The sequence below is a fragment of the Haloferax elongans ATCC BAA-1513 genome (genome assembly GCF_000336755.1).
GTDB classification, from domain to species: domain Archaea; phylum Halobacteriota; class Halobacteria; order Halobacteriales; family Haloferacaceae; genus Haloferax; species Haloferax elongans.
Genome location: NZ_AOLK01000011.1, coordinates 439463 through 451314, shown reverse-complemented (window position 1 = coordinate 451314; position 11852 = coordinate 439463). Strand labels below are relative to the sequence as shown.

Below are 11852 nucleotides of genomic sequence, written 5' to 3'. Positions count from 1 at the left end.
CATCGAAGGCACCTGCCGCGGGGAATCGTCAGGCGTCGTCGAAGTCGATGCGGGCAATCTCCCGGCGACCGTCTACATCGTCGTGCTCGACGACGAGCTCTCCAGGCAGTCCGTTCTCGAACTGAAGCCGGGCCTCGTAGCCGACAGGTTTGAGCGCCTCGGTACACGCCTCGTCGGGGTCGCGGTCCTCGACCGTCTCGACGAGGAGTGACGCCACGTCGGATTCAGGGTCGTAGGTCGCCCTACCGAGTCGAGCGATAGCGCACCCGTTCGCACCCCAGAGACATCCCTCGACGAGGACGCCAACCGAGATGTAGCTCGCCTGTGCAGCGCCGCCCTGCGGACACTCTGGGTCGTGCCGCGGCGAGAGTGAGTTGTCGACCAGTCGGGGTTCTGGCGGGGTTGGTGTCGGTGTCGATGCGGTGGTTGTGGTCTCTGTGCCGTCGTCGGTTGCGTCGTCACTCGTACACCCTGCGAGGGCTGCACAGAGGCTTGCGGTCCCGGTAAGCAGGGCGCGTCGGTTCACGACCAAGGGTACAGCGGGGCAGGAAAAAGTCCTTGTGTCGGAACACGTCGCTGGCGGACCGGAGAGACTCTGGCCCCGCTCTCTGTGTGCACCTCCGTACCGTGGTCCCGCGGTTCACTGGAAGTACACATCGTAACCGTCTTAAGTAACCGTCGAGTACCGAAGAATGCAGCAAGACAGTCCTGGTAGGGTAGTGGACTATCCTCTTGGCTTGCGGAGCCAGGGACCGGAGTTCAAATCTCCGTCAGGACGTTTTCCTTCCGAACACTAATCTTCGAGAGACTTCCGTGTCTCTCGGTCGTTATCTCTGACACGGACTCTACGGTACGGCGCAGTCGCTCAGCGGCTAGTCCGGCAAAAAATGGGTGTTACTCGTCGTCGTACGGTGGTTCGAGGGTCGGTGTGTCGTCTTCGTCAGGCTGAGTAACCGACGAGACGGAGGCGGAACTCTGTGGGCGGGGACGGGGGGCATTCTCAGTCCGAGGTTTCGACGACCACTCTTCGTTGCAGTCGGGGCAGTAGTTACCCTTGTAGGCTCTGGAGAACAGGTACGCGTCTCCACAGCTAATGCAGACTGGCGAGTTGGTCATTAGTCGACACCTCGGCTGAGGGGAAAGAGGGCATTCATGTGCTACCATATCACATATGGCCTGAAGACGGATAAGCATGTACACCCTACCAATTGAGGGAGCCGGTTCCCGCGGAATCTTTACTCGTCGCCGGCGAACGGCGACCATGGACGATTCCCTTCGCGCTGGTCTCGCTATCTACAACGCCGGAGCCTTTCGAGCGGCCCACGGCGCGTGGGAGTCGCGGTGGCTCGACCTCCCGGACGGCAGCGCCGACGAGCGGTTTCTCCACGGACTCATCCAGTTCACGGCAGCCGTTCACCACGCGCGAGAAGAGAATTACTCCGGTGCAACAGGGTTGGCCGAGAGCGCACAGGCGTATCTCGACGGGTTAGCCGACGACTACCGGGGTGTCAACCTCGGCGACGTTCGGCAATTTCTCTCCACACTCGAAGCTGACCCTGCTGCCGCACTCCGCGACGGGCCGGTCGCGCTCCGCCACGACGGGCAGGTACTCACCTACGACGACCTCGACTTCGATGCTATCGTCGTCGCTGCCGAGACGCTCGCCGAGGAGATTTCGGGATTCGACGAATCGGTCGTCGAAGACGCGATTGCCTACGCCCGCGAGGAGGTCGCAGACGGAACACAAACACAGTACACCGCACAGGTGTTCGACTTCGTCCAAAACGAGGCCCAGCGAGGGCTGGTCTACCAGCGGATGGCAGAACACGTCCGCCGGAAGCGACGACGCGAGGACGACGTGAGCGGCCTGTTCGATTGAGTTCCGTTACAGTTCGTCGTCGGTTCCGGCCGCACCGACCAGTGCCGACACGAGATTGGCTTCGATTCGCTGTAGATGCTCACTCACAGTGCCGGGTGCCACGGAGAGTTCGGCGGCGATACCCCGGTGTGTCGCTTCTCGGGGCACCTCGTAGTAGCCAGCCCGAACCGCGACATCGAGGACCTCGCGCTGGCGGTCGGTCAGTGACGACAGTGGGTCGTGGGCAGATGCCTCGTATCGGCCGGTTCGAACGAGCGAAACGTCGATTTCGGCCGGGATAGTTGCGATAGCCTGACTCAGTGCGTCTTCGGTGCCGAGCAGGGTGAGTTGCGCCGAGAGGTTCCCGTTCGACCGGGCGAAAGTGACCGGCCACGTGAGGACGACTGCGTGGTCGAAGACGACCGCCAGCAGCCGGTCCATGAGCGGCGACGCCTCGTAGTGGATGTACGCGATACCTGCAGCAGAAATGTCGAACGCCCGGACTTCGGGAATCGAATCGAGGATGTCTCTCGCCGCGTCAAGGTCGCCACGGAGATGGCTCAGTTCGGCGTAGCCGCCGTCACCGACCGAGTTCACGTAGTGAAGTGACTCGATGGTGACGCCCGCGTCGGTGAACGCGGCGGTCAACGGGTGCAGTTCGGTGTCGTCCCAACCGAGACGCAGTGTGGTGTATCTCATCGCTAATTTCGGCCGCGATACTGACGGAGAGTGGGGAGACTGAACTTATAAATACACCTCGTATGCTCGGAGTCAGTCACATTTCATCAGTGGACGAAGGTGTATCTATGGCAGTAAACGCCTCTCGACGAATCGCACTCTTGTTGACCGTCGTCACCCTGCTTCTGGTCTCGCTCGCGCCGTGGGGTCCAATCGAGACGCGGTCCTTCGAACACCTCTCCCCGACCGTCTATTGGGGGTTCAACGCCTTCCTCATCCTGTTGGGGCTGGGAAGCTTCGCCACCGCGTATCGCCTCTGGTCGGGGAATACCAGCGCGCTGCTCGCTGCAATCGTCGCCGGCGTGCTCTATATCGCCGTGTACGGCCTCGATTTGGCTGGCATCTTCCCGACCTCGCCCGACGCGATGCCGCCGCTGCTGTTAGCCATCGAAATCGTCGACACGGCGCTCGCGGTCGTGCTCGTCGTATACAGTTACTGGGTCTGGAACCGGGCAACACCACGTCGCGGGCGGGCCGAGACTCGGGCGTCCTGACCTGCGGCGGGCGCGCTGATGGCTGTGAAATCTGTCGTCCAGAAAAAACCGTGCCAGCCCTGAAACCTACGCTTCGTCCAGCGGTTCGCCTTCAAAGGTGTACTCCGCGGAGTTGTCCTGCGGGTCGTAGCCGAGCACCTCGCGGGCGCGCTCGATGGAGTAGTACTTGCGGTCGTTGTTGGAGATGCCGTAGACGATTTCGAAGTCGTAGTCGGCGTCGATGCAGCACGCGAACAGGTGGGCGCAGTCGCGATAGGAGAGCCACATCGCCTGGCCGCGTTCGTACTCCTTCGGCGGATGGTGCTGGGTGAGGTTGCCGATACGGACGTTCACGACCGAGATGTCGTGGTGGTCGTGGTAGTATCGGCCGAGCGTCTCACCAGTCGCCTTGCTCACACCGTAGAGGTTGCTTGGGCGGGGGAGTTCGGTCCCGTCCAGTCGGAACTCGTGGTGGGGTCGGTACATCTCCGGCGTCCGTTCGTCGGTCTCGTACGCACCGACGGCGTGGTTCGACGAGGCGAACGCGAACTTCTCGACGCCCGCGTCGATAGCCGCCTCGAACATATTCTGCGTGCCGTCGATGTTGTTCCGAAGGACACTGTCCCACGGTGCCTCGGGACGCGGGTCACCGGCGAGGTGGATGACTGCGCCGACGCCCTCGATGGCGTTTCGAATCGCAGTCTCGTCGGTGATGTCCGCGACGTAGACGTTCGTCTGGTCGACGGAGTCGGGTATCTTCTCGTCAGACAGCGGCTCGCGGTCCAGCAATCGCCAGTCGTAGGCGTCGCCGATGTGCCCCAGTATCGCCTGGCCGACGCGCCCGCCAGCCCCCGTCAGCAAAACCGGCTTGTCCATTCGAGTCTACGTCCGACAAGCGGGACTAAGTAAGGACCGGTTCGCGCCCGCGAGCGGCCCGACCGGCGAACTTTAGGCCCGAGCGACAGACTCGCAGACATGGTCACCGACCCGCAGTCTGCCTGTTTCGAAGCGGGCATCAAGTTCGGCTCGCTCTACCACCAATTCGCCGGGACGCCGGTGTCTCCCGACAGCGCTCGGAGCCTCGAACGAGCGATGGCGGAGTCCATCGAGAACCAACCCCACTGCGAGTCTGTCACCGTGGACATCCTCGACGACGAACTCGAAGCGACACTCGCCGATTCGGCGGCCGACTACACCGAACTCACAGGGTCGCTGATGAACGTCGAGATGCGAATCGAGTACGAAGACGTGACCGTCCGCACGAAGATGGAGATGGAAGACGGCTACCCGCTGATGAAGCTCGTCTCGGTCGAGGAATGAGCCCCCGAATCGCCGCTCGCGGACTCGTCGTCGACGACGGCGACCTCCTGACCGTCCAATACGGCTCCGGCGACGAGGTCTGGTATCTGACGCCCGGTGGGGGACAACAGACAGGGGAGTCGCTTTCGGAGACAGTTCACCGCGAAGTTCGCGAAGAGACAGGGTACGAGGTCGAGGTCGAATCGCTCGCGTTCGTCCGAGACTACATCCCGTCGAACCACACCGAAGACGGAGACGACGACGACCACCGGGTAGACCACTTCTTCTGGTGCGAACTCATCGACGACGACCCTGTCCAACCGTCGATGAGAGACGCGAAGCAAGTGGGCGTCGCGTGGCTCGCGGTGGACGACCTCGACGACTACTGGTTTTTCCCGCGTGAACTGCCAGACGCGCTTCAGAGCCGGGAGAAGACCGCGACTCGGGACGCGCGATATCTTGGCGACATTCGCTGAGCAAATCGGCCGCGACCACGACCGAGTCCCTCGATTTCACTTTCACTTTCGGGGTTGTTTTTAAACCCCCACGTGCCGAATGTGCTGGCATGAGTCAAAGCACGCTCGGCGACGACGACCTGTTCGGAGAGGCAGCAGCGGAGATGCGAGCCGACGTCGAGGAACACCTCGGCGAGGCACGCGCGGCCCTGCCCGATGCGGACGACGTGTGGGACGCCGAGGCGGACAACGTTCTGGGCGTCCTCAACGGCCTGCGCTCGTCACTTGACGTGGAGGGAGCCGCAGAGCACGTCCGGCAGGCCAAGAAGTGGTACGTCATCGGCGAGCGCGCCGACGCGTTCGACGACCCCGAGGACCTCGAAGAAGCCATCGAGGAACTACAGGAACTCCTCGAAATGGTCGAGGACGCACACGAACTCGTGGGCGAACTCACCAACACGATGCCGCAACTCCGCGGTGCACTCACCGACGCTGCCGAGGCAGCGGACGACGACGACGAAAGTGAGGAAGAAGAGGAAGAGGAAGAGGAAGAGGAAGAAGAGTAGAGTAACCGAGCGTCGGCCTCCGCCGACTGTCTCGCCTCAGTCGAGTGATTTCTCTCTTACTGCCGTCAGCAACTTCGCAAGCGATTCAGCGGCGAGTGACTCCAGTTCTGCCCCACGTTCGGCATCGCCGTCAGCCGGGTCGCCGACGACGCCGTTTTCGGTGAACTCGTCGGAGTCATGGGCGAGATTGACGCCCGCGACCCACTCGCCCCAGCGGTCGGCCGCACCCTCGCGGGCCTCGTCGATGCGGTCCTCACGGACCAGTTCGGGGTGGGTGTGTCGGAGCAGTGCGGTTTCGAGTGGTCCGCCGTGTCCCATGTCGGAGGAGTGGTCGCCGACCGCGTTGAACCACGTGAACGAGACGGTGTAGGCCTCACCGGTTCGAGAGAGGCGACGACAGCATTCTGCGAGGGCTTCGATGTTGCCGCCGTGACCGTTGACGACGACGACGCGGTCGAAGCCGTGGTGGGCGAGCGATTCGATAGTCTCGCGGACGTACGCGCGGAAGGTGTCTGGGGAGACCCAGAGCGTGCCGTCGAAGGCGCGGTGTTCCTCGGCGACGCCGACCGGAATCGTCGGGGCGACGAGCACGTCGCTGTCGAAGGTTTCAGCCCCTGCCTCGGCGACTGATTCGGCGTTGAGAGCGTCCGTACCGAGCGGTGCGTGTGGGCCGTGTTGCTCTGTGCTTCCGACCGGAAGGAGCGCGAGGTCGGTGTCGAGGTCGGCGACCTCGGTCCAAGTGGCCTCAGAGAGTCGCATGCCGGGAGAAAGCGGGGCGCGGTCTTAGTGGTAGGCGCTTCGGGCGAGCGAACTGGGTCGGTCAGTCGTCGCTCGCATCGACTTCGGCCTGTCGGCGGGCGGCGCGCTCGACGAACTCGTCGGGGAGTTGGTCGATTTCGCCCGCCTGTACACCCCAAAGGTGAGCGTAGAGGCCGTCGTCAGCCAGCAGGTCGTCGTGGGTGCCGCGTTCGACGATACGACCGTCTTCGAGGACGACGATGGTGTCTGCGTCCTTAATCGTCGAGAGTCGGTGGGCGATACTGAAGGTCGTCCGGTCTTCCGTGAGTGTGTCGAGCGACCGCTGGATGAGCATCTCGGTCTCGGTGTCCACGTCCGAGGTTGCCTCGTCGAGGACGAGGATATCGGGGTCTTTGAGAATCGCGCGGGCGATAGAGACACGCTGGCGCTGGCCCCCCGAGAGTTTCACGCCGCGTTCGCCGACCTTCGTGTCGTAGCCGTCCGGGAGGTTCGAGATGAATTCGTGGGCCTCGGCAGCCTTCGCGGCCGCAACGATGTCCTCTTCGTCGGCGTCGAACGTTCCGTAGGCGATGTTCTCGCGGACCGTCCCGTAGAACAGGAACGTCTCTTGGCTGACGTAGGCGATGCGCTGGCGGAGACTGGAGAGCGTCACGTCGCGAACGTCCTGTCCGTCGATGCTGACGGTGCCCTCGTCCGTATCGTACATTCGCATGAGGAGTTTGAGGATGGTCGATTTGCCCGCCCCCGTCGGGCCGACCAGCGCCAGTGTCTCGCCGCCGCCGACTTCGAAGGAGATGTCTTCGACGATTGTCTCGCCGTCGTCGTAGCCGAAGGAGACGTCGTCGTACTCGACGCGACCGTCGGTGACGGTGAGGTCCGGTGCATCTTCTTTCTCGGCGAGGCGTGCGGGTTCGTCCATCAGGCCGAAGATGCGCTCGCTGGACGCGTGGGCACGCTGGTACATGTTGATGATTTGCCCGAATTGGGCGAGTGGCCAGACGAACTGCTGGGTGAGCAGGATGAACGTGACGAACTCACCGACTTCGAGTTCGCCGGTGAAGGGGCCGGGGCCCTGTCCCTCGATGACCCACAGGCCACCGACGACGAAGGTGAGCGTGAAGCCGATACCCGCAAGGATGCGGAGCGCCGGGAAGAACTTGATTCGGGTGTTGATGGCGTCCCAGTTCGCGCCGAAGTAGTCCATCGAGACGCCGTCGACGCGGTCTGACTCGTGGGACTCGGCGTTGAACGTCTTGATGACCTGAATGCCGCCGAGATTGTTTTCGAGACGGGAGTTGAGCGTGCCGACCGACGAGCGAACCTCGGCGTACTTCGGCTGGATGATTTGGACGAACTTCCAGGTGAAGATGGCGATGAGCGGAACCGGCACCAGCGCGACGAGCGCGAGTTGCCAGTTGTACGAGAGGAGCACGACCGCGATTGCGAGGACCATCACCGACAGGCGGAAAAAGGAGTTCATGCCGTCGTTGAGGAACCGTTCGAGTCGGTTCACGTCGTTCGAGAGGATAGACATCATCTCGCCGGTCTGCTTGTCGGCGAAGAAATCCATGTTGAGCCGTTGCATCCGGTCGTAGGTGTCGGTGCGGACGGCGTGCTGGATGTTCTGAGCGAAGGAGTTCCAGCCCCAGTTGCGGAGCCAGTGGAACGCGGCCCCGCCGACGAAACTGAAGACGATTATGCCGACAGCGAAGAAGAACTGACCGCCTCTGGCGGCGGGGACGAATGGTGCAAGCCACGCTTCAGGAACGACGGGGAACGCCGCCGCGAAGGACTTCTCCTGTCGGATGATGGCGTCGATGGCGAGACCGAGGACGACCGGTGGAAGGAGGTCCAAGACGCGAGCGGCGACGCTGGCGACGACGCCGAGGACGAACTGCGGGAGGTTTTCCCGCCCGTACTCGGCGAAGAGCCGTCGCATCGGGTTGTCGACCCGCTCGCGCTGGTCCTCGAAGGGGTCGTCGTCCGAATCAGGGGACATGCCAGTGTTGGAAGGGACGACGACAGTAAAGGACTCGGGTGGGGGCGCGCTGCGCCGGTTCTACAACTGACGGGCTTCGGTGTCGGGGTCGACGCCCGCGTCGTCGAGGTCCTGTCGCACGCGCTCGCGAAGGGGGTCTGGCACGGACTCCCTCCCGACGGGGACCGCCACCTCGCCGTCGCCTTTCACTTTCCAGTAGAGAACGCAGTTCGACGGCTCGTAGTATTCGATGCTGTAGGCGTCGTCAGCGCCGCGGTAGTGGACGCGCGCCGCGAAGTCCTCGGCGCGCCAGCCTTCGAGGTCCGCCAGTGCATCGACGTGTTCGCCCATACCGGGGACAGACACCCCGCCCCCTCGGTCGTTTCGCTTTCAGTCGAGGACGACTCGGTCGCCTTCCTCAATACCCGTCTCGTTGGTGTAGCCATAGGGGACTTCGAGCACGTACGTCCCAGTCCCGCGATAGCGGGTGAGGTCCGACTCGCTCGTCCCCTCGGGGTCGAGTTCGGCGTGGTGGATGGTCGTGATAGTGCCGTTTTCGGCGACGAAGAGGATGTCCAGCGGGAAGTCCATGTCGCGCATGACGTAGGCGTAGGTGCCCGACGAGTCGTGGACGAACCACATGCCTTCGCCCGCTTCGAGAGATTTGGTGTCGCTCAGCCCGGTGTATCGCTTCGCGTGGGTGTCGGCCACGCGGGCGTCCACGCGGGCGAGCGTGTCACCTGTTTCGTCGTCGACGATGGTGAGCGTGGTTCGGTCGTAGTCGGAGGTCGAACCGGGGATGATGGCCGGGTTCGTGAGATAGACGACGCTTCCGGCGGCAACGAGGACCGCGGCGAGGAAGAGGACGGTTCGCGCCCGAGAGGTCATTAGTTGGGTGGTAGCGTACCGTATGTCTAAGGGTTCCGGGGTCCGGTCGAAACAACAACCGTTATGAGCGCGAGCGGATTTCTTGCAGATACAGGGCTCGTGGTCTAGTGGTTATGACGCTTCCCTTACAAGGAAGAGATCGGTGGTTCGACTCCGCCCGAGCCCATCAGATTTTGTGACGAACCGAACGGTGAGTCACAAATCTGTTCCGCGAGGGCGGGAGAACCTTGCGGCAACCGAGCGTAGCGAGGTTGACGGAGTGGTTCGACTCCGCCCGAGCCCACTAATTCTGTGCGAGCAACAGCGAGCACGAATTCGTGAACCGAGGAAGGAGTCGAATCAGGGAGCAGCTTTGCTGCGACCGGGGTTCGACTCTGCCTGTGCCCCGTAACAACCACTCCACCAACACGAACCATTTTACCCGATACCGGTCCCACACCGACCTAGTGACCATCATCGCCCGCGCCCGAGAACACCCGTACTCGGTCGTCGCCGTCTACACCTACGCGATAGCCATCCTCGTCGCCTCGGTGATACAACCAAGCGGGGCCGACCTCGCTGCACTGGGGCCGCTTGGACTCGTCGGCATGGACAAGTGGTTACACGCGGGTGCCTACGTGGGATTAGGATTCGGCGTCGCGGCCGCCCTGCGCGCCCAGAGAGCGACGGTCCTCGTCGCGGCCATTGCTATCGCGACTGCCTACGGTGTGGGCGTCGAACTCTTTCAAGTGATGGCACCGGATCGGATGTTCTCCGTGGCAGATATGCTCGCCAATGCACTCGGGGCAGTGGTCGGTGGACTGCTGTGGACGGTCGTGAATATTTTCGAATTCGATACTCGGAGGTAACATTATCATACCCTCTGCCGAACGTGGGTCTACCAGAGGCACAATGGGTATCGAACGACTATCACGGGCACTTGGAATTGCGGGCGCAACCCTCGCGGGGAGCTACCTCCTCGCATTGCGGCCGTGGCACAGACGGTGGGGAACGACCGACGACGAAGCATCAGAGACACTTCCGGGCGACGATTTCGTCGACGATGCGGACTGGCAATCGACGCGGGCGATTACCATCGCCGCACCAGCGCGGGCGGTCTGGCCGTGGTTGGTGCAGATGGGACAGGGCCGCAGCGGATTCTACAGTTACGAACGACTGGAGAGTCTCTTCGGATTGCAGATAGACACTGCCGGGGGCAATCACGCCAATCAGCAGCAACTCGACATTGGAGACGAGGTGCGGCTCGGTCCGCGTGGGTCGGGACTTCCCTCGTTCCACGTCGCGGTCGTCAATCCTGGAGAAAGTCTCGTGTTGAGTGCGCCCGGTTGGGAAACCGGCGAGAGTGACGCGACGTGGACCTTCGCACTGCACGAGGTCGCCCCCGGAGCGACGAGGCTCGTTATTCGATTCCGCGGGCGTTCCGAGACACTGTACGGGCGAGTGATGAATCGCCTCGTCACCGAGCCGATACAGTTCCTCATGGAACGGAAGATGCTGAAAGGCATCCGAACTCGCGTCGAACGCGGGCGCTCGGCCGCCATGAACGGTCGCTATCGGTGACCCGACGCCGACGGCCGATTCGAAAGTCTTTTTGACTGGCTCCGGCTTCGGAAGAATGCGAGCCGCCTTAGCTCAGACTGGGAGAGCACTCGACTGAAGATCGAGCTGTCCCCCGTTCAAATCGGGGAGGCGGCATTTTCCTGCGAACTACCGAGGAAGCAACGCGACCGAGTCGTGAGCAGTGAAAATGCTCCCGACCGGATTTGAAGTAGACCTGGAACGCGCAGCGAAGCGAGCATTTCCGGGCGTAGTTCAAATCGGGGAGGCGGCACTTCTCTGAACCCGACCACCGAGCGAAGCGAGCGTGGCGGGTTCTGTACGTTCGGCCCGACCGAATTCTGAACCAGGGAGCGAGCGCAGTGAGCGACCGAGGTTCAAATCGGGGAGGTGGCATACTTTTTCGGCGAAATTACCATCCATTAACCTCGACTGAAGGTCAAGCTGTCCCCCGTCCCCGCGAACGGAAACTGAGGTGCAGATTCGGGGGACGAGAGTTAGAGATTCGGGAAGAAAAAGAAGTAACCCAAATCAGCGTCGAAGAGGCTGGTTGTTAGTCGCTTGAAGAAACACTCGTCCAACTAGGAGCGGATTTCCCTAGATAAGTTGTATTCGGGGCTGCATATCGGCTTCGTTCGTTCACAGCTTCACAAGACTTATGAGTGCGTCGTGCGGCTATCCAAAAGCAATGGCGAAAGGTAAGGTTGACTTCTTCAACGACACTGGCGGTTACGGTTTCATCTCTACTGACGACGCGGACGACGACGTGTTCTTCCACATGGAAGATGTTGGCGGCCCGGACCTCGAAGAGGGACAAGAAATCGAATTCGACATCGAACAGGCCCCCAAGGGTCCCCGCGCGAAGAACGTCACCCGCCTCTAAGCAGGTTTCAGTTCCACGCGGTACTCTCACAGACGAACGGACTTTCTTCGGTTTTTCACACTCCTGAGCGGCGGTACTCGCGAACTGTTCCTCGTCATGACCCGACGGTCGAGTATGCGGAAAGATTAACCGTCCGTGGGACCCCCATACAAAGGCAATGGCGAAAGGTAAGGTTGACTTCTTCAACGACACCGGCGGTTACGGCTTCATCTCGACAGACGACGCGGACGACGACGTGTTCTTCCACATGGAAGACATCGGCGGCCCGGACCTCGAAGAGGGACAGGAAGTCGAATTCGAAATCGAAGACGCCCCGAAGGGCCCGCGCGCGAAGAACCTCGAGCGACTGTAACTCGCGGAGATTCACGCAGCGGTAGGAGTATCGAGTTCTGAGACAT

Annotated in this window: 17 protein-coding genes and 3 tRNA genes; 12 read left to right on the top strand and 8 right to left on the bottom strand. The window is 62.1% G+C overall.

The window, feature by feature from the left end; genetic code table 11:
* Positions 1-28: 28 nt before the first annotated feature.
* Positions 29-532 carry a hypothetical protein gene (locus C453_RS04710; protein ID WP_008323028.1) on the bottom strand — a complete coding sequence of 168 codons (504 nt, stop codon included), beginning with the start codon at positions 530-532 and terminating at the stop codon, positions 29-31.
* A 173-nt stretch (positions 533-705) separates the two neighbouring features.
* Between C453_RS04710 and C453_RS04705 the strand changes: the two genes are divergently transcribed.
* Positions 706-778, top strand: a tRNA-Arg gene (locus tag C453_RS04705).
* Positions 779-894: 116 nt separating this feature from the next.
* On the opposite strand, the gene C453_RS19485 is transcribed toward C453_RS04705, so the two are convergent.
* Complete coding sequence (locus tag C453_RS19485) at positions 895-1116, bottom strand: DUF7564 family protein (protein ID WP_008323027.1); 222 nt, start codon at positions 1114-1116, stop codon at positions 895-897.
* Between the two features lie 145 nt (positions 1117-1261).
* Between C453_RS19485 and C453_RS04700 the strand changes: the two genes are divergently transcribed.
* Positions 1262-1879, top strand: coding sequence for a DUF309 domain-containing protein (locus tag C453_RS04700; protein ID WP_008323026.1), 618 nt, complete (start codon positions 1262-1264; stop codon positions 1877-1879).
* 6 nt (positions 1880-1885) lie between these two features.
* Here the strand turns inward: C453_RS04700 and C453_RS04695 are convergent, their stop codons facing one another.
* Positions 1886-2557, bottom strand: coding sequence for a helix-turn-helix domain-containing protein (locus tag C453_RS04695; protein ID WP_008323025.1), 672 nt, complete (start codon positions 2555-2557; stop codon positions 1886-1888).
* Between the two features lie 107 nt (positions 2558-2664).
* Between C453_RS04695 and C453_RS04690 the strand changes: the two genes are divergently transcribed.
* Positions 2665-3090 (top strand): hypothetical protein, encoded by a 426-nt coding sequence (locus C453_RS04690; RefSeq protein ID WP_008323020.1) that lies wholly within the window; start codon positions 2665-2667, stop codon positions 3088-3090.
* 66 nt (positions 3091-3156) lie between these two features.
* Here the strand turns inward: C453_RS04690 and azf are convergent, their stop codons facing one another.
* The gene (gene azf / locus C453_RS04685; protein WP_008323018.1) at positions 3157-3945 is read right to left on the bottom strand and encodes an NAD-dependent glucose-6-phosphate dehydrogenase; all 789 of its coding nucleotides are present in this window, start codon (positions 3943-3945) and stop codon (positions 3157-3159) included.
* 99 nt (positions 3946-4044) lie between these two features.
* On the opposite strand from azf, the gene C453_RS04680 reads away from it, so the two are divergent.
* From C453_RS04680 to C453_RS04670, 3 genes are all read left to right on the top strand, one after another.
* Positions 4045-4389: a dihydroneopterin aldolase family protein gene (locus C453_RS04680; RefSeq protein ID WP_008323017.1), complete on the top strand. Its 345-nt coding sequence runs from the start codon at positions 4045-4047 to the stop codon at positions 4387-4389.
* On the top strand, positions 4386-4844 hold the full coding sequence (locus C453_RS04675; RefSeq protein WP_008323016.1) for an NUDIX domain-containing protein: 459 nt from the start codon (positions 4386-4388) through the stop codon (positions 4842-4844). Before C453_RS04680 ends, C453_RS04675 begins: the two co-directional genes overlap by 4 nt.
* 89 nt (positions 4845-4933) lie before the next feature.
* Positions 4934-5389 carry a DUF5790 family protein gene (locus C453_RS04670; protein ID WP_008323015.1) on the top strand — a complete coding sequence of 152 codons (456 nt, stop codon included), beginning with the start codon at positions 4934-4936 and terminating at the stop codon, positions 5387-5389.
* A gap of 36 nt (positions 5390-5425) precedes the next feature.
* Here C453_RS04670 and C453_RS04665 read toward each other — a convergent pair whose 3' ends face one another.
* The 4 genes from C453_RS04665 to C453_RS04650 form a co-directional block, all read right to left on the bottom strand.
* Complete coding sequence (locus C453_RS04665) at positions 5426-6148, bottom strand: creatininase family protein (protein ID WP_008323014.1); 723 nt, start codon at positions 6146-6148, stop codon at positions 5426-5428.
* Positions 6149-6209: 61 nt separating this feature from the next.
* Positions 6210-8147, bottom strand: coding sequence for an ABC transporter ATP-binding protein (locus tag C453_RS04660; protein ID WP_008323013.1), 1938 nt, complete (start codon positions 8145-8147; stop codon positions 6210-6212).
* A 60-nt stretch (positions 8148-8207) separates the two neighbouring features.
* The gene (locus C453_RS04655) at positions 8208-8477 is read right to left on the bottom strand and encodes a DUF7538 family protein (protein ID WP_008323012.1); all 270 of its coding nucleotides are present in this window, start codon (positions 8475-8477) and stop codon (positions 8208-8210) included.
* A gap of 39 nt (positions 8478-8516) precedes the next feature.
* On the bottom strand, positions 8517-9014 hold the full coding sequence (locus C453_RS04650; RefSeq protein WP_008323010.1) for a DUF192 domain-containing protein: 498 nt from the start codon (positions 9012-9014) through the stop codon (positions 8517-8519).
* A 93-nt stretch (positions 9015-9107) separates the two neighbouring features.
* Here C453_RS04650 and C453_RS04645 point away from each other — a divergent pair.
* From C453_RS04645 to C453_RS04620, 6 genes are all read left to right on the top strand, one after another.
* Positions 9108-9180: transfer RNA gene (locus tag C453_RS04645), tRNA-Val, on the top strand.
* Between the two features lie 280 nt (positions 9181-9460).
* Positions 9461-9862 carry a VanZ family protein gene (locus C453_RS04640; RefSeq protein WP_008323009.1) on the top strand — a complete coding sequence of 134 codons (402 nt, stop codon included), beginning with the start codon at positions 9461-9463 and terminating at the stop codon, positions 9860-9862.
* Between the two features lie 43 nt (positions 9863-9905).
* The gene (locus C453_RS04635; RefSeq protein ID WP_008323008.1) at positions 9906-10574 is read left to right on the top strand and encodes a hypothetical protein; all 669 of its coding nucleotides are present in this window, start codon (positions 9906-9908) and stop codon (positions 10572-10574) included.
* A 61-nt stretch (positions 10575-10635) separates the two neighbouring features.
* Positions 10636-10709, top strand: a tRNA-Phe gene (locus tag C453_RS04630).
* A 550-nt stretch (positions 10710-11259) separates the two neighbouring features.
* On the top strand, positions 11260-11454 hold the full coding sequence (locus C453_RS04625; protein ID WP_007544773.1) for a cold-shock protein: 195 nt from the start codon (positions 11260-11262) through the stop codon (positions 11452-11454).
* A gap of 157 nt (positions 11455-11611) precedes the next feature.
* Positions 11612-11806, top strand: coding sequence for a cold-shock protein (locus C453_RS04620; RefSeq protein WP_007544772.1), 195 nt, complete (start codon positions 11612-11614; stop codon positions 11804-11806).
* Positions 11807-11852 lie beyond the last annotated feature (46 nt).

Coding starts and splice junctions, on each gene's coding strand:
- C453_RS04665 (WP_008323014.1), bottom strand. CDS start 6,148: ATGCGACTCTCTGAGGCCACTTGGACCGAGGTCGCCGACCTCGACACC.
- C453_RS04650 (WP_008323010.1), bottom strand. CDS start 9,014: ATGACCTCTCGGGCGCGAACCGTCCTCTTCCTCGCCGCGGTCCTCGTT.
- C453_RS04690 (WP_008323020.1), top strand. CDS start 2,665: ATGGCAGTAAACGCCTCTCGACGAATCGCACTCTTGTTGACCGTCGTC.
- C453_RS19485 (WP_008323027.1), bottom strand. CDS start 1,116: ATGACCAACTCGCCAGTCTGCATTAGCTGTGGAGACGCGTACCTGTTC.
- C453_RS04695 (WP_008323025.1), bottom strand. CDS start 2,557: ATGAGATACACCACACTGCGTCTCGGTTGGGACGACACCGAACTGCAC.
- C453_RS04670 (WP_008323015.1), top strand. CDS start 4,934: ATGAGTCAAAGCACGCTCGGCGACGACGACCTGTTCGGAGAGGCAGCA.
- C453_RS04620 (WP_007544772.1), top strand. CDS start 11,612: ATGGCGAAAGGTAAGGTTGACTTCTTCAACGACACCGGCGGTTACGGC.
- C453_RS04700 (WP_008323026.1), top strand. CDS start 1,262: ATGGACGATTCCCTTCGCGCTGGTCTCGCTATCTACAACGCCGGAGCC.
- C453_RS04655 (WP_008323012.1), bottom strand. CDS start 8,477: ATGGGCGAACACGTCGATGCACTGGCGGACCTCGAAGGCTGGCGCGCC.
- C453_RS04625 (WP_007544773.1), top strand. CDS start 11,260: ATGGCGAAAGGTAAGGTTGACTTCTTCAACGACACTGGCGGTTACGGT.
- C453_RS04660 (WP_008323013.1), bottom strand. CDS start 8,147: ATGTCCCCTGATTCGGACGACGACCCCTTCGAGGACCAGCGCGAGCGG.
- C453_RS04675 (WP_008323016.1), top strand. CDS start 4,386: ATGAGCCCCCGAATCGCCGCTCGCGGACTCGTCGTCGACGACGGCGAC.
- C453_RS04680 (WP_008323017.1), top strand. CDS start 4,045: ATGGTCACCGACCCGCAGTCTGCCTGTTTCGAAGCGGGCATCAAGTTC.
- C453_RS04635 (WP_008323008.1), top strand. CDS start 9,906: ATGGGTATCGAACGACTATCACGGGCACTTGGAATTGCGGGCGCAACC.
- azf (WP_008323018.1), bottom strand. CDS start 3,945: ATGGACAAGCCGGTTTTGCTGACGGGGGCTGGCGGGCGCGTCGGCCAG.